We start from the raw sequence: 24,804 nt of genomic DNA, 5'->3' as shown, positions 1-24,804 counted from the left end.
TTGGGATGACCGGCAAGGCGGCATAGATGGCCCTGCATCTTGGCGCGATCGGCGCCTTCATGTGAGACTATCGCTGTCTGCCTGTGAACTCTTATGTGATCGTTTTTCTCATGTCATTTTGATGGACGCCGTCTGGCTTCGCGTGAAGCGAGGCCGAAGAGCAGACTAGCGACGTTCGCCGACACACAATCGCAGATAGGACCGTGAGTGACCTGGGACGCGAATGAAACTCCCTACTGGAGCCATGATGCTTCCGAGCTGGCCGCAGCTTTGGAGTCGGGTCCAGATGGGCTGTCGTCCGATCGCGCCGCTGCGCGGCTCTTAAGCGTCGGTCCCAACAGCGTCGAGGATGCGCCGCGCCTGAGCGCGCTTCGCCTCCTTCTACGCCAGTTCCAAAGCCCGCTCGTCCTCATCCTGGCGTTCGCCGCCGCAATCTCGCTGGCGCTTCAGCAATGGGTGGACGCCGCCATCATCCTGGCGATCGTCCTGGGCAGTTCGCTCCTCAGCTTCTTTCAGGAATATCGGGCGTCCACCGCGGTCGAGGAACTGAAGAAGCGCTTGGCGCTGACGTGCCGCGTGGTGCGGGATGGGGTGGAGCGGACGGCGCCGGTCAGCGCGATCGTGCCCGGCGACCACATCCTCCTCTCGGCGGGCAATCTAATCCCGGCTGATGGGCTCGTGATCGAGGCGCAGGACTTCCTCGTCAGCGAAGCGAGCATGACCGGCGAGTCGTTTCCGGTCGAGAAGCGGGCCGGGATAGTTCGTCCCGACGCGCCTATCACTGAACGGACCAATGCCGTCTTTCTCGGCGCTTCGGTGCGCAGCGGCACGGCGAAGGTCCTTGCCATGAGCACCGGCCGCCGAACCGAGTTCGGCGCTATTGCGGCGCGGCTGGGGGCGCGCCAACCCGAGACCGACTTCGCCCGTGGCGTGCGGCAGTTCGGTTATCTCCTCGTCCGCGTGATGATTGTCATCGTTCTCTTCGTGCTGACTGTGAACTTGTTGCTCCACCGCCCGGTGATCGAGTCCCTGCTGTTCGCCGTGGCGCTCGCGGTCGGTCTGTCGCCTGAACTCTTGCCGGCGATCATCAGCGTGACCCTTTCGGCCGGCGCGCGGGCCATGAGCAAGCGCGGCGTCATCGTCCGCCGGCTCGACGCCATCGAGAACCTCGGCAGCATGGATATCCTGTGCACCGACAAGACGGGCACATTGACCGAAGGCGCCATTGTTCTGCGCGACGTCCTCGACGCCGGAAGCCAACCTTCAGATGAGGTGCGACGGCTTGCCTTTCTCAACGCCGCCTTCGAGACCGGCATCGAGAACCCGCTCGATGAAGCGATTGTGACTGCGGGCAAGGACATTGGGCTAACGACCCGCGGCGCCGCAAAGATCGACGAAATCCCCTACGACTTCATGCGTCGCCGACTCACCATCGTCGTGGCGGAGGATGGAGCGCCGTCACAGCGCCTGTTCATCACCAAGGGGGCGTTTTCGAACGTGCTCGACATATGCACATCATTGGACCGCGATGGCGTCGAGGTTCCAGCGGACGCCGAGCGGCGGGCGGAACTGGAGAAAGTCTTCAAGGCCAAAAGCGTTGAAGGCTTCCGTGTTCTGGCCGTAGCCACCCGCAAGGTTCCAGTGAAGGCGGACTACGACCGCGACGACGAACGGGAGATGACTTTTCGTGGCTTTCTTGTCTTCTACGACCCGCCTAAGGCGGATGCGCGGCGCACGATCGACGATCTCAATCGGCTAGGCATCCGCATCAAAGTGATCAGCGGCGACAACCGCTATGTGACGGCGCATCTGGCGAAGGCCGTCGGCCTCGATGCAACGTCGATGCTCACGGGCGAAAAGCTCGTAAAACTCAAGGACGAGGCTTTGTGGCATCTCGCGCCACGGACAGACCTCTTTGTCGAGATCGATCCCCAGCAGAAGGAGCGGATCGTCCGCGCCCTGCAGCGGACAGGTCACTCGGTCGGATATCTCGGCGACGGCGTCAATGATGCGCCGGCCCTGCATGCGGCCGATGTTGGCATCTCGGTCGAGACGGCGGTGGACGTCGCCCGCGAAAGCGCCGACATCATCCTGCTCGACCGCGACCTGGACGTGTTGCGCTCTGGCGTGGAGGACGGTCGGCGGACCTTCGCCAACACGCTGAAATACATCTCGATCACCACCAGCGCGAATTTCGGGAACATGGTCAGCATGGCGCTGGCGGCGCCGCTGCTGCCGTTCCTGCCGCTTGCCGCCAAGCAGATCCTGCTGAATAACTTCCTCTCCGACGTGCCGTCGATCGCGATATCCAGCGACAATGTCGATGCGGACCGGGTCTCACATCCGCAGCGCTGGAGCATCAGCGAGATCCAGAAGTTCATGATTGTCTTCGGCCTGATCAGTTCGGCCTTCGATATGTTGACCTTCGCGGTGCTGCTCCTGGTTTTCCACGCCGGCGAGGCGACGTTCCAGACCGCATGGTTCATGATTTCGCTGCTGACCGAACTCGCGGTCGTCCTCGTCCTGCGAACCCACAAGCCGGCTTTTCGAAGCAGCCCGAGTCAGTTGCTGTTGTGGTCAACGCTTGCGGTAGCAGCCGCGACCTTCGCTATCCCCTTCCTCGGGGCGCTGAGCTCGATGTTCGGCTTCGTGCCGCTCTCGGCGATTGAGATCAGCGCCGTTGTCGCTATCGTCCTCGGCTATATCGTGGCCACGGAAGTGGGTAAGATATGGTTCTTCTGGTCCGTCAATGCCGCAGGTCGTTCGAAGCGGATCAGAGCTCGCGACCAAGGCCCCTGAGCCCAGACCGCATCCTCTTGGGCCTTTCATGAGCGCGCTCCTCGCTACGGCGTTGGTCGTGGCGGGAGCCTTGGTCTTAACGGGAACGCTCGTCTGATCGGAACGCTTGTCCAACTGGGACTTTAGCCGCATGAAGCGTCAAAGTCCGCCATCCAGCCAAACAAATAGCTTAGGCCGACCGGAAAGCGGCCGCCGCCATCGCCATAATTGCGGCGACGCAATCGCCCGACCGCCATTAACCGTAAGAAAAAAACGCCATGAGTAGCTTATCGTCTCAAATACACGCTCCGGCTCTTACGGAACGTCTCGCTCGTTTGTCGCGCACTCTCCTTGTCGGCGTGGCGCTCGTCATTGGCGCCGCCGCCTTGCCGTCGATCGGCGCCGCCCGGGATATGGTGGCCTTTTCATCGTCCGTCGAGCCGGGCACGATTGTCATCGACGCGCGGCGCCGCAAACTTTTCTTCGTTGAGGATGAAGGCGTCGCAATTCGCTATCCGATCGCCGTGCCAAAGAGCAGCGAGGAATGGTCCGGCTCCGCCACGATTATCGGTAAATACGTCAATCCCGACTGGGCTCCGCCAAGGATTGTGAAACGCGACCATCCGGAATTGCCGGACCTTATTCGCGGCGGCGCGCCGAACAATCCCATGGGCGCTCGCGCGCTTACCCTCAGCCGCTTCCAGGTGGCGATTCACGGGACGACCAAAAGGATGCGCGCATCGATCGGCTCCGCCGCCTCCTACGGCTGCATCCGCATGTTGAATGAGGATGTGATTGATCTGTTCGATCGCGTAAGCGTCGGCACGCCTGTCATCATGAGGCCATGACGGTCACGATCTTAGTTGTCCGCGGGCGGCCGATTTTCAACGTGTTATGCAGACCATGAGAGTTTTGGAGGCTTCGACTGTCGGCATTGGCTGCGTTTCTCGACCACCTGGCGCGGCGACATGACTCGGAATGTTGGAATTGCTATATTTCTAGCGTAGGAAGGAAAATTATAGGAGGGGCCTCGGCCCGCGACCGCTCTAGAGACCCGCGTACGTGGCGTGAGCGTAGCAGCGACGCAGTCGGAATTTCGCGCTGGCCTTAGGGCAACGCGCCTGAGCCAAATTGCAACAAGGTTTTATCGTATTAATTGCGCGTAGTAAAAAGCGCCAGCAAGGATATTTCGAAATCACAATCGAGCCCTTAGACCCGCAATACGCTCCGGTGCTCGCCCAGGCGGTCGTCGACACGGTCCGCGATCCTCTGCTCGTGCTTAATTGTCATCTCAGCGTAACCGTAGCTAGCCGGTCCTTTTTCGATAATTTTGCAGTCACCCCTGAAGAGGTCATCGGACGTTCGGTTTATGAGATTTTAGACGGCCGCTTCAACATAGCGCGCTTGGCTTCGGTATTGGATAAAATCCTGCCCGAGCACGCCGTCGCGGAAGATTTTGAGATAGATGCCGAGTTTCCTCGCATCGGACAGCGCGTCGTGATTGTGAACGCGCGAGAAGTCTTCTTCACGAGCAACGCTCACAAAGCTATTTTGCTCTCCTTCGTAGATGTGACCCATCGACGTGTCATAGAGAAGGAGAAGGAGTCTCTTCTCAATGAAACCAGGACGCTGCTACGGGAGAAGGAAGTGTTGCTCCTGGAAATGCAGCACCGCATTTTCAATAGTTTGCAAATCATCGCGAACATCATCATGATGAAGACTCGGGTCACGACCTCGGAAGAAGCGCGCCGACACCTGCAGGACGCCTACTCCCGCGTTATGTCGGTGGCGACATTGCAGCGGCACATCGACACGGCAGGCCGCACGGAACTCGTCGAAGTCGCTCCCTATTTGACCACGCTATGTGACGGACTCGCGGCCTCTATGATCGGCGAGGAGAAACAAATATCCCTGAAATACACCTTCGACAGCGCCCTCATTCCCTCGACGGAAGCAGTGAGTCTTGGCCTGATCACGACGGAGCTGGTTATCAACTCCGTGAAATATGCATTTCCTCAAAGCCGCCAGGACGCGGAAATCCTCGTCAAATACGAGACGTCCGGCTCCGACTGGCAGCTCACTGTCTCCGATAATGGCGTGGGCAGGCCGGAAGGATACACTACAGCCGCCCCTTCAGACGGCTTAGGCAGCACGCTTGTGAAGGCGCTCGCGCAACAGATCAAGGCGCAAATTGAAATGGTGAGCAGTCCTCGCGGACTCGTTGTGTCGATCGCGCACGCGACATTTAGCCCACGGCCTGCATAGGCCTCGCCAATCCAGATCGGATCGGCAAGGCGTTGGCAGTAAACGTCGCGCGCGACGGTTACTGCATCAGCAGGAGCAATCCATGAAAATTGGACGGACAGGTTAACGCTGGATCAGAGCCCAAAGGCTGAGAACCTGCCGAGGGCATCACTGTCGCTGTGACAACATTTTGTCGAGGCAACCGCAATCGAAAGGAGTAGGGCACGTGCAGCGCCCTTATCCCACCGAAGTCGCCCCACTCGGTTCACCGCGAGGCCGGTAGCTGTTGCGGCCTCGCGTCCAATTGCGGCGCAGGACAAGGCGCGCGCTTTATTGGCAGGCCCACACCCAACCAGCGATCGGGTCCCACTGCCAACACGAACTGCCGCCATAGCCGTAGCCGGGATAGCCGTAGCCCGCCGATGCGCCTGCGACTCCCGCGCCCAGAAGGCCAGCCGCGGCCCCAGCCGCCGCGCCCGCGACGCCAGCTGCGGCGCCAACCGCAGCGCCCGGGATGCCGTAGCCTCGGCGATAATAACCGTGGCGATAATAACCGCGGCGATGGCCCCGATAATAAGCTGGTTCGAATGACCTGGTTAGTCCAACGCTCGTTGGACTCGCGGCGCTCATGGGGCCAGCCAAAACTTCCGCCGGTAGAGCCGCCAGCGCGGTCACCCCGCATAACGCGGCCAGGACAGATTTCACACTCTTACACATTTCGACCTCCCTTTTTTAGAAACGCAGATTTTCAGAAACACAGAGTCGAGTCCGCCCCAACGCGGGCGTGCCGCGCGCTGCTTCTGAAGAGGATCAACTAGGCCCAAATGTGAAGTTGTCGAGGCCTCGGTGTAACTCAGATTTCAATTGTGATCCCTTTCGAAAACTTTCACGACAGTAAAATCAGCGCCTTGAGCATGTGACCTTACGCCGTATTACGGCCGGGGATTTTGTCGCAAATTGATTTCGACTATATGGCCGTCATGTTGATCGTCGTGGGCTTGTTGTGCCTAGTAGGGCCGGCTGCCTCATTGCGCGCGCCAACTGCTGCGCGGGAAGCGATCAATGTGGATTCATGACGTTCCGCCGATACAATTTGCCGCATCGCTTCTCGGCGTTCGACTGAAATTCGCCGAAGTGAACAATTATGTCGTTTTGATAAAGTCCGCGGAAAATACAGTGAGGTCCTCAATGCAATGGCGCAATTCTCTGCGAGGCTACGGTGCAGCCGTCCAAATCGTTCATTGGTTTTCCGTGCTTCTTGTTGGCGTCGCATGGGTGCTCGGGACCGTGGGCGAAAACCTGCCACGTGGGAGAGCCCGCGATCTCGGGGAATTAATCCATGTTTCTGCGGGAGAGTTGATCGCCATCCTTTTGATCTTTCGTGTCGGCTGGCGTCTAATCAACGCGCCGCCGTCTCCAGAACCGACGCCGCTGGGGAGATTTGGCGATTTGGCCGCCAAAATCGTCCACCTTGCGCTTTACGCGCTGCTTGCGGCGGTTGTCGCCGTTGGCGTCGCGACGCAATTTGCCGATGGCGACGCGCTTTCCGTGCTTGGCATTTTCGATATCGCATCGCCGTGGACGAAGAACAAAACGTTTGCACATGACATGAAGGAAATTCATGAAACTCTAGCGAACGGACTTATCATCCTCGCCACGCTCCATGCTGGAGCGGCGTTCGTCCACCACTTCGTTTTTCGCGATCGCACTCTGAGACGTATGCTGCCAGGGGCTTCGAAGCCTCGCTAATCCTGCGCTCGCTGCTCTAAAGTGACGCTGTGATAGCTTGGGCTTCGTTGCGGCCTGTCGGCGCGAATGCACCGCGGGCAGCTCTGCTTTTCATCGCAAGAATAACGGTTAACCGCAAAAAGCCCGATGCGGCTCAAGCGTGCGCTTGCGATAGCCGCCCATCTTGGCGGGCGCGTCGGAGCCGGTCGCGCGTTTGGCGCTGCGACCACTTGACCACGGAAGAAACCGCAACACCAAACCGCTACGCCACAGCCCGGCAACTCTCACCGGCCGAAACCGCAGCCACGACGCGTTCGCGAAGATCGTTGGGAAGGGGTCGAACCATCGATGCTGGCCTTCCATCCAGCCAGCATCTCGAATCACAATCCGCAGAAAATGGGAATCAGCTCGAGTCTAAAAAAACTGGAAACGCTCTAATAGCGAGGAGGCGTGCTACGGTCGTGAGCCGAGGCGGGACCTGCTAGCCACTCTGAGGAGGGAACGCCTTTTGTAGCGATCGCCGACCGCCTGATAATCCACCCGCTGAACATGGCTTTTCAAAGGGAAGTCCATCCAGGAAGTTGCTTAGCCCTTCGGGATTTTCGTTTACTTGATGCTGCTATAGAAATGAAGGAGACCCAAGTAGCGGAAGCACCCGGGCTATGATCGCTCCCAAACAGACTAGCACCACTAGCAGCTTGAGTAGCTGTGCTAGCCGCGCATCGGGACAGAATTTATCGATCACCCAAAACAAGATCGCCCCAAGGACGACGATGATAAGGATTCCAATTATGAGCGTTAGCACCGCAGTCTCCCGGTAAATTTACGGCAATGTCCAAAACTCATTGCACTTTCGTCGATTTTTGGTGACGCGCGCTTGGGTCAGCCCTCGGCTTTCGCCTAATGAAGAGCTTACTACAAATCTGTTTCAAAATTTCGCATTTGCGTTGAGTTTTGGCAACAGGAATTCGTGAGACGCCGATGCGCCTCGGCAAAAGGCCTCAACTCGAAAGATTGGACGCGCTCACCACTTCGTTCGGTTCGACTTAGCAGAACGGATATGCCAAACGCTTGATCGGTCCGGCGCGAGTGGCGCTGGTCATTTAATTGCGTTCAACGCGCGGATCGCCTTGCGAAAAGCGCCGCTGATTATAACGAGGCGTGATGCATCGGAGACGTGGTCCCTCATCCAATCCTTGGCAGGCCAATTTGTCGGTTCGCACGAATCTAGATCGCGGAAGCGACACCTCCTCCCACTGACGTGGATACACGTCGAGGCATTGGACACATCCCATCGTCGCACGGTCTCGTAGGAAACCGCGACGCCCCGTTCAGCCAACAGATCTTCCACGTCGCGGAAGCTCAGGGCACAGCTGAGTTTGGTCATCATGGCGGATACGAGCGGGACATCAGCAGCGGTATGCGCCTAATGTGACAATGCCCCAGAGACTCGCCCCGACCAAGGTGATTTCTCGAGACGCCCTGGATAATGCGAAAAATGCCCATGATCAGGCGCAGGCGCAGTTTGGACTGGACGAGGCCACGATCGACTCTGCGGTAAGTCCCCTCGGTCACACCGATCGTATGGGACGGCGTCCGCGATTTGCCCTTGTGACTGCTACACATCCGCCTGCCGCAACTTGGCGACGATTCTCCGGCTTGTGACGCCTGCTCGGCATTGCGATCATCGTCCCGTCACAAGTCGGCTAACGCATGCCGAGTTTGAAAAATGCGGGTTAGCGAACGCTCGGAGGGTTTTCGTGCCAGATGCTTCCTCAGCCCTCCACTCGACTCCCGGCCTCAGTGAAGCAGATGCGCAGGCCAGGCTGAAGAGCGAGGGGTACAACGAGCTACCGCGGCCGGAACGGCGCACGCCGCTGCGAATCGTTCTCGAGGTCCTGCGCGAGCCGATGCTCGCGCTGCTCATCGGCGGCGGCCTGATCTACTTGCTGCTGGGGGATTTGAAGGAAGCATTAATTCTCCTCGTCTTCGCAACAATGTCGGTCGTCATCACGGCGGTGCAAGAGACCCGCACCGAGCGCGTCCTGGAAGCGCTGCGCGACCTTACGAGTCCGCGCGCGCTGGTTATTCGTGACGGCGTACGTAAGAGAATCGCTGGGCGCGAAGTCGTGCGTGGCGATGTCGTCGTGCTCAGCGAAGGCGACCGGGTTCCCGCCGACGCGGCGCTCAGCGAATGCCAGGACCTCCAGATCGACGAGTCGCTGCTGACGGGAGAGTCAGCGCCCGTTCGCAAGATCTCTCGCGCCGATGCGCCTCTCGAAAGCCGCCGGCCCGGGGGCGATGACCTGCCATATGTGTTTTCAGGCTCGCTGGTGGTGCGCGGAACCGGAATAGGCGAAGTGATCGCGACCGGCGCACAGAGCGAAATCGGCAAAATTGGCCAATCGCTCAGCACAGTCGAAACGGAGCCGCCGCGTCTGCTGGCGCAGACACGGCGTCTCGTGGGGGTGTTTGCTCTCGCAGGAGGCGCCGTGAGCGTTTTGGCGGTGTTGCTCTACGGCGTGTTGCGCGGAGGATGGCTCGATGCGGTGCTTGCGGGCATCGCGCTCGGCATGTCGATGCTGCCCGAGGAGTTTCCCGTCGTGCTCACCGTATTCATGGCGATGGGAGCATGGCGGATTTCGCGGGCGCGCGTATTGACCCGTCGCGCCGCGGCCATCGAATCTCTGGGTTCGGCGACGGTCTTGTGCACGGATAAGACCGGCACCCTGACCGAGAACCAGATGTCGATTGCCGAACTACGCCTCAAGGGCGGCGAGGCATTACGAGCCGGCCAGATATCCCGCTCAATGCCTGCGAGCTTCGATCATCTGGTCCAGTTCGGAATTCTCGCCAGCGCGCCTGATCCATTCGATCCGATGGAAAAAGCGTTTCACGATTTCGGCCGGAACCATTTGCCCAAGACCGGAACTCTGCTTGGTCCAGATTGGAAACTATTGCAGACATACGGTCTTCGTTCCGATCTCCTTGCGATGTCACAGGTCTGGCAAAGCGACGCCACGCCGGAATTCGTTGTCGCGGCCAAAGGCGCGCCGGAAGCCATCGCTACCCTCTGCCGATTGAACGAGACGGAGTTTGCTGCAGTGAAGCGGTCCGTTGAGGGCATGGCTGCGGAGGGTCAGCGCGTTCTGGGAGTGGCCAACGCATCCTTCGCGCAGAAAGCGTTGCCGGACTCGCAGCGAGACTTCACGTTCGAATTCTTGGGGCTCGTCGGACTCGCCGACCCGTTACGCTCAGCCGTTCCGGCCGCCGTGAGCGAGTGTCGGTCGGCAGGCATCAGGGTGGTCATGATCACGGGCGACTACCCAGCGACGGCGAAGGCAATCGCTCGCCAGGCGGGTCTAAATACCGACGAAGTCGTGACAGGACAGACACTCGAAAGCAAAAGCGAGGCACAGCTCGCGCAGCGCATGCGGACAGCGAACATATTTGCGCGAATCCTGCCTGATCAGAAGCTCCGAATTGTGAATGCGCTCAAAGCAAACGGCGAGATCGTCGCCATGACGGGAGACGGCGTGAATGATGCGCCCTCTCTCAAGGCCGCGCACATTGGCATTGCCATGGGCGGACGCGGAACGGACGTGGCGCGGGAGGCCTCCTCAATCGTGCTTCTCGATGATGATTTCGGCTCGATCGTCAAGGCGATCCGGCTTGGCCGCAGAATCTACGACAATCTGCGCAAGGCGACGGGTTTCATCTTCGCGGTGCATGTGCCCATCGCGGGGTTGGCGATATTGCCTCTGTTGTTTGGCCTGCCGCTCCTATTTGGGCCGATGCACATCGCATTTCTGGAAATGGTGATCGACCCGGTCTGTTCGCTCGTCTTCGAAGCCGAGATCGAGGAAGACGATGTGATGCGCCGCCCGCCACGTCCTACCGACGAGCCCCTATTCTCGAGTCCCGTGATCGCGTGGGGCCTTTTACAGGGAGCGTTCGCATTCGCGCTTGTTGCAGTCATTTTCCTTGTTGGGCTGAAGCGGGGCATGCCAGAGACGGAAGTGCGCGCGTTAACTTTCTTCTCATTGGTCCTCGCGATCGTCAGCCTGATCTTTGTCAACCGCACCTTCAGCGCATCGCTGCAAACAGCGCTCCGTCGACCAAACACGGCGCTTGCGTGGGTGCTCCTTGCCGTCGTGGCGATGCTGAGTCTGACGCTTCTTTCGCCCCCCATTAGCGATCTCTTCCGCTTCGGGCCCCTACACCTGGACGACCTGGCGGTCACGCTCGGCGCCGGCGTGATCGTGTTGGTGCTGCTTGAAGCGCTCAAATACGTTTGGCGCGGCGCAGGACTTAGCGGAGTTCGTTGGCTCCGTCGGATATTCGTACAAGGTCGCGTGAACGCGAGGGCCTCTGTCGGATGGGCGGCGGCCGCGGCGATGGCGATTTCACTTGGCTGGCTTCTTATCGCTTATGCGCCAAAGCTCATCACGCCGCGAGAGACTGGGTCGGTTCGAGTAGAGAGGATTGAGCCCCCGCCCGCGCAACAAGACGCTCCCACTCCGTCCAAGGAAACCAAATCCGCCGTGGAGGAAGCCCAGCCAAGCGGCCGGGAACAAGAGACCAGCACGAGAACGGCGGCTGGCGGGCCTCCCAAATTTTTAAGCAGGAAGCTGCCCAGCGGGCTCATATTGAATGTTCCGAGCTCCGGCATGGAGGCCAATCTGCTCGCGTTTCTCGAGCGTGAAGCGAAGATAGAAGGAGTGACCTGGTTCGACTTCGACCGCCTCCAATTCGAGACGGGCAAAGCAAAACCGCAAGCCGCATTTCAGGATCAGTTAAAAAACATCGCCGACATCCTGGCGGCCTATCCGAACGTCATATCCGTGATTGGCGGTTATACGGACAGCGTCGGCGCCCGGAGCGCAAATAAGAGATTGTCAAAAGCGCGCGCAGACTCGGTGATGCGCGAGTTGACGAGAATGGGTGTGGACGCTTCACGCCTCAACACGAAAGGTTATGGTGAAAGCCATCCGGTCGCAACCAATGACACTGAGGAGGGACGGACAAAAAATCGACGAATCTCGCTAGGCGTAACTCGAAAGTAGCGAATGCTAAGAAAAATGGTTTCAGCAAGTTTGAGGGCTATGGTGCAAATTCAAACGGACGGTCGCAAAACCGCGTTTGGGCGTTCGACGGGGGCAAGCCGCAATGACCGTGTTCCAAATCTCTGGCGCGGTTTTGCCGTCGCTCGAAGCTTCTTGTGGCTCAACGGCGGCCGCCGGACCGTGATGATCTTCCCGAACCCTCGAACCGGTAGAAGACGCGAACCTTCCCAGATGGATGTGTCATGCAGTAGTTGGCCACTTCTGGGAAGACACGGGCCATTTCGAGCTTCGTCGTCATAGACAGCTTCATCAGGACCGCACATGCGATGACGGAGTTAATCATTTGTCCTCTCTGCGCTTCCGAGCGCACGCTCGGCCTCCTTGGTCGAGCGGCAGAAGGAAGCCATGACGATGACGTTCTTGAACCCTATAAGCCGAAGCTCTGTGAGAAACCCGGGCTAAGTCAAGTCCAATCGACGATCAGTTGATCATCGCCACTGGGTGTGACGGGTTGTCACGTCCTACGAAGAAGGACTGTTCGCGAGTTTCGACGTTTTTTTTTGCGAGCACGGTCTGGCCCTCATTACTATCTGCCTCATCAAAGTCGTCTGAGTGGAGGGGAAATGATCGACGCCGCCATATTTTTGGGCGCCTTGCGGCCGCACTCAACTTTTCGGTCGGCGTTCTCGCAGACCGATATGGGTCGGATGTTTCTGGTCGCTTTCTTGAAATCAACCCACGATACGACGCCACAAGCCTCATTGACTGGGGTCGCGCACAATCCCACAAGAGCGCGCGGTTACATTTTTCCTGTGCTGTTTCCATTTGATGTGATGTTCCTGATCTGCCTCGGCGGTTTTCTCGGGCTTGGATCCGTGATCGCGGCTCACACCTTGAAATGGCCGCCCTACGCAGATTGGCTTTTAGTGCTGGCGCCATGCTGTTCATGGCATGCGATTTTGCTGAAGACGTAATGTTGTCACGCTTCTTAGTATCGCCGACCCTCTTCACGGAAGAAGCAGTCGCGGTCGCCAAGGCGGCCACAAACGCCAAGATCGCGACTTGCAGTATTGCGATTTTTCAAGCGATGGTCGTCTCAGCGCTCGGGTTACTTTCGTAACGCCAGCTGCGGCTGAACCGCTTGATAGAGCTCGATCAACAATATGTACATCGTCGCAGACATAAGTGGAACGAGAACGCGTGTTGAGGCTCACGCGATCTCGATGCGTTCGGCGCGCCGGCTATTTTTGACGCGCCGCAGGCCTATGAGTCGGCGCTCAAGAGGCTGATCGGTGCGGTCGACAGCGTCAAAGAGGGCGAGCCGATTGAGCACGCCGCCATTCGACCAGAAGCTTAGTCGCGCCAATGGGTCATAAGGGGAATGTCGCTTGAAATTGCAGCTAGCTCTTCTCGTGGCGATCTATGCCTTCGTGGTCGTTGGCGCGGCCGTGTTTCAACGCCGCTTCACATATTTCCCCGATCGGCGGCTGATCCATCCCGCCGACGCCGGCATGAGCGGCATCGAAGAATTGCGCCTTGCGACGGATGATGGCGAGACAATCATCGCTTGGCTGTGTTTCGGCGTGCAATTTTGGCTCTGACTCACTTTTGATGAAGTTCGGGCGCCGGCTCGTGTTGGTTTCATGAAGGAATCAACGCCATGCCTCGTAGTCTGCACCCCGCGGCCTTTGTGCCACCCGGTTTCCACGTTGAAAATGCCGTCCAAGATGGCGCGATCACGGTCATCACGGTTCGCCACACGAGCAAATCAAGTCAATGCCCGGGTTGCGCGACGATCGCTGAGCGCGTCCACAGCCACTATCTCCGGCGCTTGGCCGATCTGCCATTGGCGGGTCGTCAGGTTCGGCTCATTGTCATCGCGCGCCGGTTCCGATGCGACTCTACTTCCTGTCGTCGCGCAATTTTCACGGAGCGCTTCAGCGCCGATGTTCTGGCGCCGTCGGCTCGCCGGACAGCGCGACTGGACTGCCTTGTCCATCATCTGGGACTTGCCCTCGGCGGCCGTCCTGCCGCCAACTTCGCTCGTCGGTTAATGCTGCCGGTAAGCAACGACACTTGTTGAGGGCCGTTCGCCGGCGAGGCTGTCCACCATTCCCCAAGCCTACTGTAGTCGGGATCGATGACTGGGCGTGGAAGCGCAATCAGCGTTACGGAACGATCATTTGCGATCTCGAACGACGACGGCCTATCCGTCTTCTGCCCGACAGGGAGCCCGCGACCGCGCAGGCGTGGCTGGCCGCTCAGCCACAGATCGCCATTGTCGCGCGTGACCGTGGCGGCTCCTATTCGCTGGCCGCCACCAAGGCGTTACCGCAGGCGACGCAGGTCGCTGATCGCTGGCATCTGATGGCGAACGCCAGCCATGCCTTCCTCGACGCCGTGCGCAAATCGATGCGTCAAATCCGCTCCGCAATCGGCGCGGCGATCGTCGATCCGGATCTGCTTACCGCCGCTGAGCGTATTCAATACGAGGGATATCTGCGGCGGGAGGATGCGGACGCCGCCATCCTTGTGCGCGCCAAGAATGGAGCCTCGATCAAACAGATCGTACGGGAGACCGGGCATAGCCGGGGACTCGTGCGCAGGATTCTGCGCGGCCAGCGTTCAGACGTATTCCGAACGCGCGAAAGTTCTTTGGAGCCGTATCTGCCCTGGCTCGACGCGCAATGGACCGCAGGCCTTCACAGCGGTTCCGAGCTTTGGCGGCGTCTGAAGAGCCAGGGATTCCGGGGATGTTTGCGGGTTGTTTCCGAATGGGCTGGACGGCGGCGTCGGGCCGAGAAAGCTGATACTTCAAGCTTGCGCCGCGTCCCTTCCCCCAGAACCATTGCGCGGCTGATGACGACAGGTCGCGACACGCTCTCCAAGTCAGAATCCCTAACGATTGCGGCGATAGAAAGCGGCGTCCCGCTGCTCGTCGAAGCGCGAAGCGTCATCGCAGCTTTCCACGCCATGATCCGAAAGAAGCATGATGCGGAGCTCGACGCCTGGATTGAGCACGCAAAATTGAGTCTCGTCGCGTCCTTGGCTAACGGCGTCATAAAAGACAGGGCTGCTGTGCGCGCCGCAATCATATCCGCTTGGTCGAACGGACAGACCGAAGGTCAGATCACAAAGCTCAAACTCGTGAAGCGCCAAATGTATGGGCGCGCAAAAATCGATCTACTCGAAGCGCGCCTCATCGGCGCGAACTGATCGCGGCCTGCATCAAATCTGCGTCAGAGCCAAACTTCAACGCCGATTGACATGCTGGGAACGCCGTCCGCGCACCGGAGGATCACGCGGCAGCGTTCCGACAAAGACCGCGCCGCACGATGACGACGAACCTGTCGTTCGAGATAGGCTCTTTCTTCTGCGCTGAGGATCAATGGAGCAATCGGACGTCCTGTCGAATTGGCCATAATCGCGCTCCCGCTTTCAATCGGAAGCGTTAGATTATAATGAAACGAACTTCAGTTCCAGATGACTAGCCGGGGGCTCGCATAACGCAATCCTGTCCATTTGTTGGAGCAGTGCAGTACGGTCTGGATTCAATTGATCCAGTAAACGAAACCGGTGGGGAGGCGTATGCCGACAATGCGCCCGCCGGCGATGGGCGACTTGCGAAGGCGCAAGGACGAGCCCATGCAAATCAACGCCCATAAGCTCCGAATTTCAGAGCGATCGGCTCGTCCCTTGCGTCAAGAGTTCCACGGACGATTGCGGAACAGCGAAAATTCGACTCTTCTCACGAAGTTTCCGCGCCAGCGCCCGCTGTCGTCTTCGACGGACCAGCGACGCATTGCGTAACTGCGGCTCGTATCGGAGCCAGATCGTCCTCGCCGAAGGTTTCCTTGTCGAGCAGACGCTGCGCCGAGTCCTTGTGGACTCTCGCGCAGTTCTGCAATATGGCGGTCGCGCGATCGAATGCCTGATCGACGAGCTTGCGGATGGCGGCGTCGATTTTCGCGTTGGTCTCGTCGCTGGCTTCGGACTGAAAGGGGCCAAGCCCCGGCAAGTCGAGATAGCGTGGGCGCTCGGCGACGAAGGAGGCCTGCCCGATTTCCGGCTCCATGCCGTATCGCGTGACAATAGCGCGCGCCATTTCGGTCGCGCGCTGGAGATCGTCGGCGGCGCCTGTCGTCGCCTCTCGAAAGACCGCCATCTCCGCCGCCCGTCCGCCGAGCAGCACAGTCATGCGATTCAGCAATTCCGTGCGGGTCATCAGATAGCGGTCCTCGGTCGGCATTTGCATCGTATAGCCGAGCGCGCCCATCCCTCTTGGAATGATCGAAACCTTCTTGATCGGGTCGGTGTCCGGCAGAGCCATGGCGACGATCGCGTGGCCCATCTCATGATACGCAACGATCTGGCGCTCGCGCGGATTGAGCAGGCGCTTGCGCTTTTCCGGACCGGCGACGACGCGCTCGACAGCGGCGGTGAAATCATCAAGGGACACGGATGACGCCTGGCGGCGCGTGGCCAGCATCGCCGCTTCATTGACGAGATTGGCGAGATCAGCGCCCGTGAAGCCGGGCGTCAATGCGGAGATCTGGGCCGGGTCGACATTCTCGGCGAGTTTGATTTTCTTCAAATGCACATTGAGAATCGCGACGCGACCATTCTTGTCGGGCCGGTCGACCGAAACCTGGCGATCGAACCTGCCGGCGCGCAACAGCGCGGGATCGAGCACTTCCGGACGATTGGTCGCTGCGAGCAGAACGACGCCGATGGTCGGGTCGAAGCCGTCGAGCTCACTCAGAAGCTGGTTGAGTGTCTGCTCCTTTTCGTCATGCCCGCCGCTTAAACCCGAAATGCCACGTGCGCGCCCCAACGCGTCGAGTTCATCGATGAAAATGATGCAAGGCGTATTGGCGCGCGCCTGAGCGAAGAGATCGCGCACGCGGGCGGCGCCGACGCCGACGAACATTTCGACGAATTCCGAGCCGGTGATCGAAAAGAATGGGACGCCAGCCTCCCCCGCGACCGCGCGCGCCAAAAGGGTCTTGCCGGTTCCGGGCGGCCCGACGAGTAGAATGCCTTTCGGGATGCGCGCGCCGAGTCGTCCATGCGTCGTCGGGTCTCTCAGGAAGGCGACGATCTCTTGCAGTTCTTCCTTGGCTTCGTCGACGCCCGCGACATCGGCGAAACCGATTTTGATGTCCTTTTCGACGAAAACCTTGGCCTTGCTCTGGCCGACTGACATGATCGACCCGAGGCCTTGGCTCATACGCTGTGTGATCAGGCTCCAGAAGAAATAGAAAATGGCGATCGGCACCATCCATATGAGCAGCGTGGAAATCCATGTGTGTTCGATTTGGCCGGAATATTTGACTTTGGCGGCCTCGAGCTCCTGGGCGAAATTGGGCTCGACGCGCACCGCAAGAACCTGCTTTCGTCCATCCGGCGTCGGTTCCTTCAAGGTCGCGCGGACGGCCTGATCGCCGACCACGACTTCCGAGACCTTGTCCTCGCGCAGAAGGTTGGCGAACTCGCTGTAGAGGATGACCTCTGTCTGTTGGTGGATATCCCACATTCGATGCAGAATCAGGATGGCGATCAGCGCGAAAAGCAAATAGCCGACATTGAAACGCCAATCTCGTCCCGCCGGTGTCTTTTCCATGGTCGACGCCTCATTGTGGTGGCCAGCTCGGCAGGTCTTCTAATCGAAGGCGAGGCCGAGCCGACAATTCTCTATCCGGGCAACTATTTCGAAATCCCCGCGCCTGTCCGGCACAGGGTAGAATGGTCGGACGCGAGACGGTCGACGGTCCGGCTCACCGTACACGCAGGCCGATGAGGCCGGCAAGCCTTCACAAATCGACGACCATCATGTCGACGGACCGGAAAAGAACAAATCGCCGATGACGATGTCGAGCGTTGGAAGCCCGTGCTTGAATGCGGAGCCGTTTTCACCTGACGTCAGAAAAGTGCTGTTTCAATTGACACTGCATCCGAAGGCACAGTCTCAAATGAAACCGAAATCGACAGCAAACGGCGACGCAAAGCCGCGCGATCCTGTGACGATTCGTTACGTCTCGCAATTATTCGAGGAGATGGCGATGGTCACGTCGTCGGCGTTGACGTGCACAACATCGCCGCGTTCCAGAACGCGTTTCGTTGCAAGGCCGTTTACCTCGGCGCGGAGGCGCTGTTCGCGCCCCGCCTCATCGGACAGATTGGCGATGCGCTGGTCGCGGTCGTCTCGACTGATCTCGGCGGCGAGAAGTGCGTGGAACTCCTTCGTCTGCGGCTGGAGCGCATGTTGGCACGGCCGGTCGCCAAGGTCTTCATAGACAAATATCGCAGCGAAGTCCGCGTCGTCGGCGACATTTTCGCCGTGGACGTCAAGGATCGCATCGCGATCCTCATTGACGATCTGATCGCCGGCGGCGGGGCTGTCGCGCGGACCGCAGGTCAACGCGGTTCATGGTGAGGAGAGGAGGACGCCCTCGTCGCCGCGAAGGCCTAGGACCGTTCCGACGGCTTCACCGCGGCGGTCGCCATGGGTCGAGATCGTTATTGTGGCGCCAGCGGTCGTGGGAAGCGCGCAACTTCTGGGTTCGCTGCAGAAATTGAGCGCCACGAATACGCGCTCTTCGCCAGAAACACGCTCATAGGCGAGAATGTCGTCGCTAGAACACAATAGACGCCATTCGCCCTTGTTGAGTGGGGCGCGCTCGCGCCTGTAATGGAGCAGCTTTCGCGTCAAGGCGAGGATCGATGATTTGTCGTCGCGCATTGTCGCGACGTTGCGTGTCTCGCGGTCTGGCGTCAGCGGCAGCCAAGGCTCGCGCGTTGAAAATCCCGCGAATTGGCCTGCGTCCCATTGCATGGGCGTTCTAGACGGATCACGGCCGACGCCAAGGTCCGGCTCGCGCTTCGCCCAAGGGTCCTGGACGCGATCCGCCGGAATATCGACGTGCCCGATCCCGATTTCATCGCCGTAATAGAGCGTCGGCGTGCAGCGCAGCGTCAGAAGCAGCATTGTGGCGATCCGCGCCTGCGCCACGCCAACGCGCGCCGCAATGCGCGGCCTGTCGTGATTGCTGAGCACCCAGTTCGGCCAGGCGCCTTGCGGCAGCGCCGCTTCATATTTCTCGATCAATCGGCCGATCTCGGCGGCGTTCCAGCGCGCATCTAGAAGCTGGAAATTGAACGGCAGATGGACGCCTTGCAGCTCTTTTCCGTAATAGGCGACGAGCCTCTCGATCGGCAGATAGATTTCGCCGATCAGCAGGCGATCGTGAAATTCATCGACCACCCGTCGCATTTCGGCGATGACGTCATGTACTTCGGATTGGTCCGAGGAATAGGTCTGGGCGAGACGAAAGATGTCGGGACCTTCTCCGGTCCAACCCGGATTGGCCGGATTGTCGCGGAAGGCGGCGTCCTTGACGATATGCGAGATCACATCGACGCGAAATCCGTCGACGCCGCGTCGCAACCAGAAACGCAGCACGTCATGCATTGCCGCGCGAACTTGCGGATTGCGCCAGTTGAGATCGGGCTGCTCGGGCAAGAATGAGTGCAGATAATATTGTTGCGTTTGCTCATCCCAGCTCCATGCGCCGCCGCCGAAATGGCTGAACCAATTGTTCGGCGGCCTGCCGTCCGGCGCGGGATCACGCCAGAGATACCAGTCGCGCTTGGGATCGCTACGCGCGCTCTTGCTCGCGAGAAACCAGGGATGCGCATTGGACGTATGGTTTGGAACGAAATCGATAATGATTTTCAGTCCTTTTGCATGCGCCTCATCGACAAGCGCATCGAAACGCGCAAGCGAGCCAAAGAGCGGATCGACATCGCAATAGTCGGAGACGTCATAGCCGAAGTCATGCATTGGCGAAGGATAGAAGGGCGAGAGCCAGATCGCGTCGACGCCGAGCCAGACGAGATAGTTGAGCCGACGCCGCACGCCCTCGAGATCGCCGATGCCGTCGCCGTCCGAGTCCTGAAAGGAGCGCGGATAGATTTGATAGACCGTTCCTGTTCGCCACCAGGAGTGCGGCATGTGCGCCTCCAACGCGCGTTAAGTCGACATCATGCGCAAGCGTGCGGTCAGCAATTTTTTCCGGTCCGCGCTGAGGCCGACCAGAATGTCGAAAGCGCCGGGCTCGAACATGGGCTCCATATCGTCGCCTGGAAAGGAGAAGCTTTCTGCGGTCAGCGTGAAAGTAACCGTCTTGCTTTTACCGGGCTCCAAGGCGACCTTGGCCCAGGCTTTCAACTCCATCAGCGGGCGCGCGACACGCGCCGTAACGTCATGAAGGAAGAGAAAGATCGTCTCTTCCGTCGCAACCTCGCTCTCATTGCGCGCATCGACGCGCGCCTCGACTTCATCGCCGAGCGTGAACTCAAGCCGATTGATGCGAAGATTCGTCAAGGTCACGCGCGCAAAGGAAAGTCCGTGGCCGAAAGGAAATTGTGGCTCAACAGGACAATCGAGATATTTGCTGCTGTAGAAATTGTTCGCGTCCGGCGGGCGCCCCGTCGATCGCGACGCATAGAAAATCGGAACCTGCCCGACATCGCGCGGCCAAGTGACGGCAAGCCGCGCGCAAGGGTTGAAGCGGCCCGTCAGCACATCGGCGATGGCATGGCCCGCCATATCGCCAAGGAACCATGTGGCGAGCACGACCTGCGCCTGTTCGAAAAGCCAAGGCGCGGTCAATGGGCGTCCGCAAGAAAGAAGTGCGACCGCCGGCGCGCCGGTCGCTATTATCCTTTCCGCAAGTTGGCGTTGTTTTCCAGGCAGTCCCGGCGTCGCGCGACTGGCCGCCTCGCCGCTCATGCTAGCGGATTCTCCCAAGCAGAGCACGACGACATCCACGTCCCTCGCCAGCGCGCGAGCCTGTTCGATTCCGCTCTCGTCGTCGCCCTCAATCGAGACGCCCGTGCAATGAATGATCTCAAGAGCCGGCAAGGCGGCCTTGAGCCCTTCGAGGATCGTGACGCAATTTTCAGCGGCCCCGGCCGCAGACCAGGGACCAAGCATGTCGGCGCGCGCATCCGCCAGGGGTCCAATGACGGCGATGCGGCGCACATCCGCGGCAAGCGGCAAAATGCCCCGATTGGACAGCAGCGTGATCGCGCGCCGGGCGGCGTCCAGCGCCAGCTGCCGATGCGCCTCCTGAACGCCTTCAGCGGGCGTCGCGAACCGATAGGGATCGTCGAATAATCCAAGCCGCTCTTTTAGCCGCAAGACGCGCGCGACGGCTGCGTCAATGTCGGCTTCGGCCATCAGGCCGCGCGCCAGCGCCTCCGGAAGGCAACGCAAATAGGCGCCGCTCACCATATCCATGTCGACGCCGGCAGTGAGCGCAAGGGCCGCCGCTTCGACAAGATCGGCGGCGACGCCATGCTCGACGAGCTCCGTGACCGCCGTGTAATCGCTCATGATGACGCCGTCGAAATCGAGTTTACGCCGCAAATATCCGTTCAACAGCTTGTCGTGCGACGTCATCGGAACGCCGTTGACATTGTTGAAGGCGGACATGATTGCCGCACATCCTGCTTCGACGGCGGCGCGAAACGGCGGCAGATAGACTTCGTGTAGCATGCGCTCCGAGACATCTACAGCCGCATAGTCGCGTCCTGCTGTGGCGGCGCCGCCCGCGCAGAAATGCTTGGCGGTCGCTGCGAGCGCGCCTCGATCGCTCAGGCGCTCGCCCTGGAAGCCTCGAATTTTCGCCTGCGCGAATTTCGATCCGACAAAGGGGTCTTCGCCCGGTCCCTCCGCAATCCGGCCCCAGCGCGGATCGCGCGAGACGTCGAGCATCGGCGCGAAGCTCAGATGAATGCCCTCGCATGCCGCCTCTAGCGCCGAAGCGCGGGCCGTGCGCTCCCATAAGAGCGGATCAAAAGCGCCGGTCTCCGCAAGCGGAACCGGAAAGATCGTGCGATATCCATGGAGAATGTCGAGGCCAAAAATCAGCGGCACGCCCAATCGAGTCTCCTCGACCGCAAGCCGCTGCGTCCGCGCGACGACATCGCGCCCCCAAAGGTTGAAGACGCCGCCAACCTGGCCGGCGCGAATGTCTTGCGTCGTCTCGCCTGGGACGATTGGGCCAGTGGCAGCCTGCCCGGCCGTGACGAGGTTGAGCTGGCCGAGCTTCTCCTCGAGCGTCATGGCGCGCAGAAGGGACTCAATCCGGCTCATGGCGTCGCCCACATAATTGTCGTCGTTTCAACCGTCCCGTCTCGGCGCGGACCTGGGCCTCGCCTTAGCGGAACAATCCGTTCTAAACTGCATGTATAACAGATCATCCGGCCGCCGACGGCGCGCAACGGTCGGAGACGGCGCCGCGAAATTGCTTGGGCGAGATCGTTTAAGATGATTGACCAAGACAACCCGCAGCAGGAAGCAATGGCTCTGGGAACGACCACGGCCGTCACCCTATGGCCGCATCTCAAGATGATTCTCGGCGCCCTTCGCGCGTCTCGCGAAAGATTCGCGCTCTATTGGCTGGGCTTCGCTCTCGTTGTGATCATCAGCGCGACGGCCTATGGCCAGATTCGGTTAAACGCGTGGAATAAGCCTTTTTACGACGCGCTATCGAGAAAGGAACTCTCCGCCGTTATCGCGCAGCTTTTGGTTTTTGCCTATATCGCCGGCGCATTGCTGGTTCTCAACGTCGCTCAGACGTGGCTGGCTCAGACGGCCAAGCTGAAATTGCGCGAAGGGATGACCCGGGATTTGTTCTTTCAGTGGCTGAAATCGCATCGCAGCTTCCGCATCGCGAGTCTGGGCGAAATCGGCGTCAATCCAGACCAGCGCATTCATGCGGACGCGCAGCGGCTCGCCGAGGTCTCAACGGATTTAGGAATCGGCCTTCTGCAAGCAACTTTGCTGCTCTTAAGTTTCGTCGGCGTGCTATGGGGACTCTCCGAAGGCGTTGCATTCGGCCTATTCGACAGAAAGATCGTCATTCCGGGCTATATGGTGTGGTGCGCGCTCCTCTATGCAAGCGTCGCTTCTTTCGCCAGCTGGCGTGTCGGGCGCCCGCTGGTCGAGCTCGGCGCCCAGCGCTATGCGCGAGAATCCGAAATGCGTTTTGCACTGATGCATGTCAATGAACACGGCGAAGCGATTGCGGTTTCCCGCGGCGAGAAGCTGGAGGAAGCTCGTCTGCACCGGGAGCTCGATCGTCTTCTCGACGTATTGCGCCGAATTGTCTCCGCAACCACCAATCTGACTTGGGTGACCGCCGGCTATGGCTGGTTCACCATCGTTGCGCCCATCATCGTCGCCGCCCCCGCCTATTTTGCGGGAAGTCTCACCTTCGGCGGCTTGCTCATGGCGGTGGGGGCTTTCACTCAGGTGCAGCAATCGCTGCGCTGGTTCGTCGACAATGCCGGAACGATCGCCGATTGGCGCGCGACGCTGCATCGCGTCGGCGGTTTTCGGCAAGCCTTGATCGACATCGACAAGGCCGGCTTGGACGCGCGCCGCATCACATTCGAAGAGACGTCCGACGATCGGTTTGTCCTCGACGAACTGTGCATTCTTTCGCCTGCCGGACTAACGAGCTTAAGCGAAGCGCGTGTCGAGATTGCGCCCGGCGAACATGTGCTGATCGTAGGCGAGCCGAGGTCCGGCAAGACGCGGTTGTTTCTGGCGATGGCGGGATTGTGGACATCCGGGAGCGGACGCATTCGTCTGCCGTCGGCGGAAAGCGTTCTCTTTGTCCCGAAGCGCGCCTACATACCCGATCTTTCATTGCGCGCGATTATATCCTACCCGTCGCCATCGAGCGATTTCTCTGAGGAAGCCTATGTCGCGGCGCTGACGCGTTTCGATTTGGGACATTTCGCGTTTCTGCTGGATCGGGTGGCGCGATGGGAGAATGAGCTGACAGATCCCGAGCAGCAACAACTCGCCTTTGCACGCGTCCTGCTGCACAAGCCGCGGTTCGTCGTTGTGGACGAGGCGATCGAGTCGCTCTCGCCCCAGGCACGCCAAACGCTTTTCGATGTCTTCGGACAAGAGCTGGCGGGAACGGCGCTAATCTATGTTAGCGGACCAAAAAGTCAGGACAAGTTCTTTGGCCGCGTGTTGCATTTGACGCTGGACGCGCGACAACGGCTGCCCGAACGTTCGGCCGCATCAAACGCTCGCTTGGCCAATTGAGCCGGCCGGCGCGAGCGATATTTGCTCGCGCGCGAGACGCAGTCGTGCAAGACCGCCCCATAATCCGCCGAAGTCGCCGAGCGTCGCATGTACGATTTCAGGCAGCACCGGATTCTTGCGCGGCAGCGCCTGCAGATGCGTCCATATGCGATCGATCGGAATGCCAACTTCGTTCATCATCGAGCCGCCAATGACGATGCGGTCGGGCGACCAATGCGCGATCGCATTGTGCAGAGCCCGCGCGGTGAGCCGAGCGAGTTCATCCCACACGGGATGGTCCTTGCCGAGCTCTCGCGGAGGCATGTTGAAGCGCGCGGCGATCGCGCGGCCAGAGACAAGCTCCTCGAAAGTGCGCGTCGAATCGTCGACATATTGCTCGCCAATCTCAAAACCATAGGTTGTGCGATCGATTTGGCCATCGACGATGCGCGCCCCGTTCACGCCCGTCGAGATCGTGACATAGGCGAGGATCGCCGAGCCCTTTCCCGCGCCATCGGTCGCTTCGCCGAGGCCCACAAGGGCGGCGTCATTCTCCAACACGGTGGGCGCGCCAACAGTGGATTCGATGTCGTCGGCGATTTTGGCTCCATTCCATTTTGGAAGATTGGACGCGTGAACCAGAACGCGCTTATCGCGCGACAGCACCCCTGGAACGCCGATCGCCACGCCGTCGATCGACGCGCCCGTCGACGCCCCTACAGCTGCCGCGTACAGAGCGTCGAGCGCTTCTCGGTAATTCTGCCGCGTATCGACGATGACGGGTTCTAGGAACGCACCAAGATCATGAGCGCCTGCGAGCCGCGTCTTCGTTCCGCCAATATCGATGACGACATGCATCTTGCTAAACATCCCTGA

The 24,804-nt window shown here is 59.8% G+C and carries 14 protein-coding genes and 5 pseudogenes; 11 read left to right on the top strand and 8 right to left on the bottom strand.

Features of this window, described 5'->3' with window-relative positions; translation table 11 throughout:
• Positions 1 to 207: 207 nt before the first annotated feature.
• The 3 genes from mgtA (at position 208) to HUN39_RS04850 (ending at position 5,043) form a co-directional block, all read left to right on the top strand.
• Positions 208 to 2,799: a magnesium-translocating P-type ATPase gene (gene mgtA, locus HUN39_RS04860; RefSeq protein ID WP_332310723.1), complete on the top strand. Its 2,592-nt coding sequence runs from the start codon at positions 208 to 210 to the stop codon at positions 2,797 to 2,799.
• 314 nt (positions 2,800 to 3,113) lie between these two features.
• Positions 3,114 to 3,626 carry a L,D-transpeptidase gene (locus HUN39_RS04855; protein ID WP_175093355.1) on the top strand — a complete coding sequence of 171 codons (513 nt, stop codon included), beginning with the start codon at positions 3,114 to 3,116 and terminating at the stop codon, positions 3,624 to 3,626.
• Between the two features lie 283 nt (positions 3,627 to 3,909).
• Positions 3,910 to 5,043: a sensor histidine kinase gene (locus tag HUN39_RS04850; protein WP_175093354.1), complete on the top strand. Its 1,134-nt coding sequence runs from the start codon at positions 3,910 to 3,912 to the stop codon at positions 5,041 to 5,043.
• Between the two features lie 309 nt (positions 5,044 to 5,352).
• On the opposite strand, the gene HUN39_RS04845 is transcribed toward HUN39_RS04850, so the two are convergent.
• Complete coding sequence (locus tag HUN39_RS04845) at positions 5,353 to 5,739, bottom strand: hypothetical protein (RefSeq protein WP_232365914.1); 387 nt, start codon at positions 5,737 to 5,739, stop codon at positions 5,353 to 5,355.
• Between the two features lie 471 nt (positions 5,740 to 6,210).
• On the opposite strand from HUN39_RS04845, the gene HUN39_RS04840 reads away from it, so the two are divergent.
• A complete protein-coding gene (locus HUN39_RS04840) occupies positions 6,211 to 6,771 on the top strand; it encodes a cytochrome b (protein ID WP_175093353.1) in 561 nt (186 codons plus the stop codon).
• 117 nt (positions 6,772 to 6,888) lie between these two features.
• On the opposite strand, the pseudogene HUN39_RS04835 reads toward HUN39_RS04840, so the two are convergent.
• Together HUN39_RS04835 and HUN39_RS19725 are read right to left on the bottom strand one after the other, a co-directional pair.
• Positions 6,889 to 7,096: pseudogene (locus HUN39_RS04835) on the bottom strand (helix-turn-helix domain-containing protein); the annotation flags it as partial.
• Between the two features lie 945 nt (positions 7,097 to 8,041).
• Positions 8,042 to 8,116 (bottom strand): annotated as a pseudogene (locus HUN39_RS19725) (IS6 family transposase); the annotation flags it as partial.
• A 394-nt stretch (positions 8,117 to 8,510) separates the two neighbouring features.
• Here HUN39_RS19725 and HUN39_RS04830 point away from each other — a divergent pair.
• The 5 genes and pseudogenes from HUN39_RS04830 to HUN39_RS04815 form a co-directional block, all read left to right on the top strand.
• Positions 8,511 to 11,051: pseudogene (locus tag HUN39_RS04830) on the top strand (cation-translocating P-type ATPase); the annotation flags it as partial.
• 96 nt (positions 11,052 to 11,147) lie between these two features.
• On the top strand, positions 11,148 to 11,816 hold the full coding sequence (locus HUN39_RS19550; protein WP_332310727.1) for an OmpA family protein: 669 nt from the start codon (positions 11,148 to 11,150) through the stop codon (positions 11,814 to 11,816).
• Positions 11,817 to 12,439: 623 nt separating this feature from the next.
• Positions 12,440 to 12,790: a hypothetical protein gene (locus HUN39_RS04825; RefSeq protein WP_175093351.1), complete on the top strand. Its 351-nt coding sequence runs from the start codon at positions 12,440 to 12,442 to the stop codon at positions 12,788 to 12,790.
• Positions 12,791 to 13,204: 414 nt separating this feature from the next.
• Positions 13,205 to 13,417: a hypothetical protein gene (locus HUN39_RS04820; protein ID WP_175093350.1), complete on the top strand. Its 213-nt coding sequence runs from the start codon at positions 13,205 to 13,207 to the stop codon at positions 13,415 to 13,417.
• 59 nt (positions 13,418 to 13,476) lie between these two features.
• A pseudogene (locus tag HUN39_RS04815) lies at positions 13,477 to 15,032 on the top strand (ISL3 family transposase).
• 32 nt (positions 15,033 to 15,064) lie between these two features.
• On the opposite strand, the pseudogene HUN39_RS04810 reads toward HUN39_RS04815, so the two are convergent.
• Both HUN39_RS04810 and ftsH read right to left on the bottom strand, forming a co-directional pair.
• Positions 15,065 to 15,238 (bottom strand): annotated as a pseudogene (locus HUN39_RS04810) (IS630 family transposase); the annotation flags it as partial.
• Positions 15,239 to 15,564: 326 nt separating this feature from the next.
• Entirely contained in the window at positions 15,565 to 17,439 is a 1,875-nt protein-coding gene (gene ftsH / locus HUN39_RS04805) for an ATP-dependent zinc metalloprotease FtsH (protein ID WP_175093349.1), read from the bottom strand.
• A gap of 462 nt (positions 17,440 to 17,901) precedes the next feature.
• Between ftsH and HUN39_RS04800 the strand changes: the two genes are divergently transcribed.
• Positions 17,902 to 18,252, top strand: coding sequence for a ribose-phosphate diphosphokinase (locus HUN39_RS04800; protein ID WP_232365913.1), 351 nt, complete (start codon positions 17,902 to 17,904; stop codon positions 18,250 to 18,252).
• On the opposite strand, the gene HUN39_RS04795 is transcribed toward HUN39_RS04800, so the two are convergent.
• Positions 18,244 to 19,830 (bottom strand): alpha-amylase family glycosyl hydrolase, encoded by a 1,587-nt coding sequence (locus HUN39_RS04795; protein WP_175093348.1) that lies wholly within the window; start codon positions 19,828 to 19,830, stop codon positions 18,244 to 18,246. The genes HUN39_RS04800 and HUN39_RS04795 overlap by 9 nt on opposite strands.
• Before the next feature lie 18 nt (positions 19,831 to 19,848).
• Entirely contained in the window at positions 19,849 to 21,978 is a 2,130-nt protein-coding gene (locus tag HUN39_RS04790; RefSeq protein WP_175093347.1) for a glycoside hydrolase family 3 N-terminal domain-containing protein, read from the bottom strand.
• A 174-nt stretch (positions 21,979 to 22,152) separates the two neighbouring features.
• Between HUN39_RS04790 and HUN39_RS04785 the strand changes: the two genes are divergently transcribed.
• Positions 22,153 to 23,949 (top strand): ABC transporter ATP-binding protein/permease, encoded by a 1,797-nt coding sequence (locus HUN39_RS04785; protein ID WP_232365912.1) that lies wholly within the window; start codon positions 22,153 to 22,155, stop codon positions 23,947 to 23,949.
• On the opposite strand, the gene HUN39_RS04780 is transcribed toward HUN39_RS04785, so the two are convergent.
• Positions 23,926 to 24,786: an ROK family protein gene (locus HUN39_RS04780; protein ID WP_175093346.1), complete on the bottom strand. Its 861-nt coding sequence runs from the start codon at positions 24,784 to 24,786 to the stop codon at positions 23,926 to 23,928. The two genes, HUN39_RS04785 and HUN39_RS04780, sit on opposite strands and share 24 nt — an antisense overlap.
• Positions 24,787 to 24,804: the final 18 nt, after the last annotated feature.

Origin of the sequence: Methylocystis silviterrae (assembly GCF_013350005.1) — a bacterium.
Taxonomy (GTDB): domain Bacteria; phylum Pseudomonadota; class Alphaproteobacteria; order Rhizobiales; family Beijerinckiaceae; genus Methylocystis; species Methylocystis silviterrae.
This window is presented reverse-complemented; position numbering and strand designations above follow the sequence as displayed.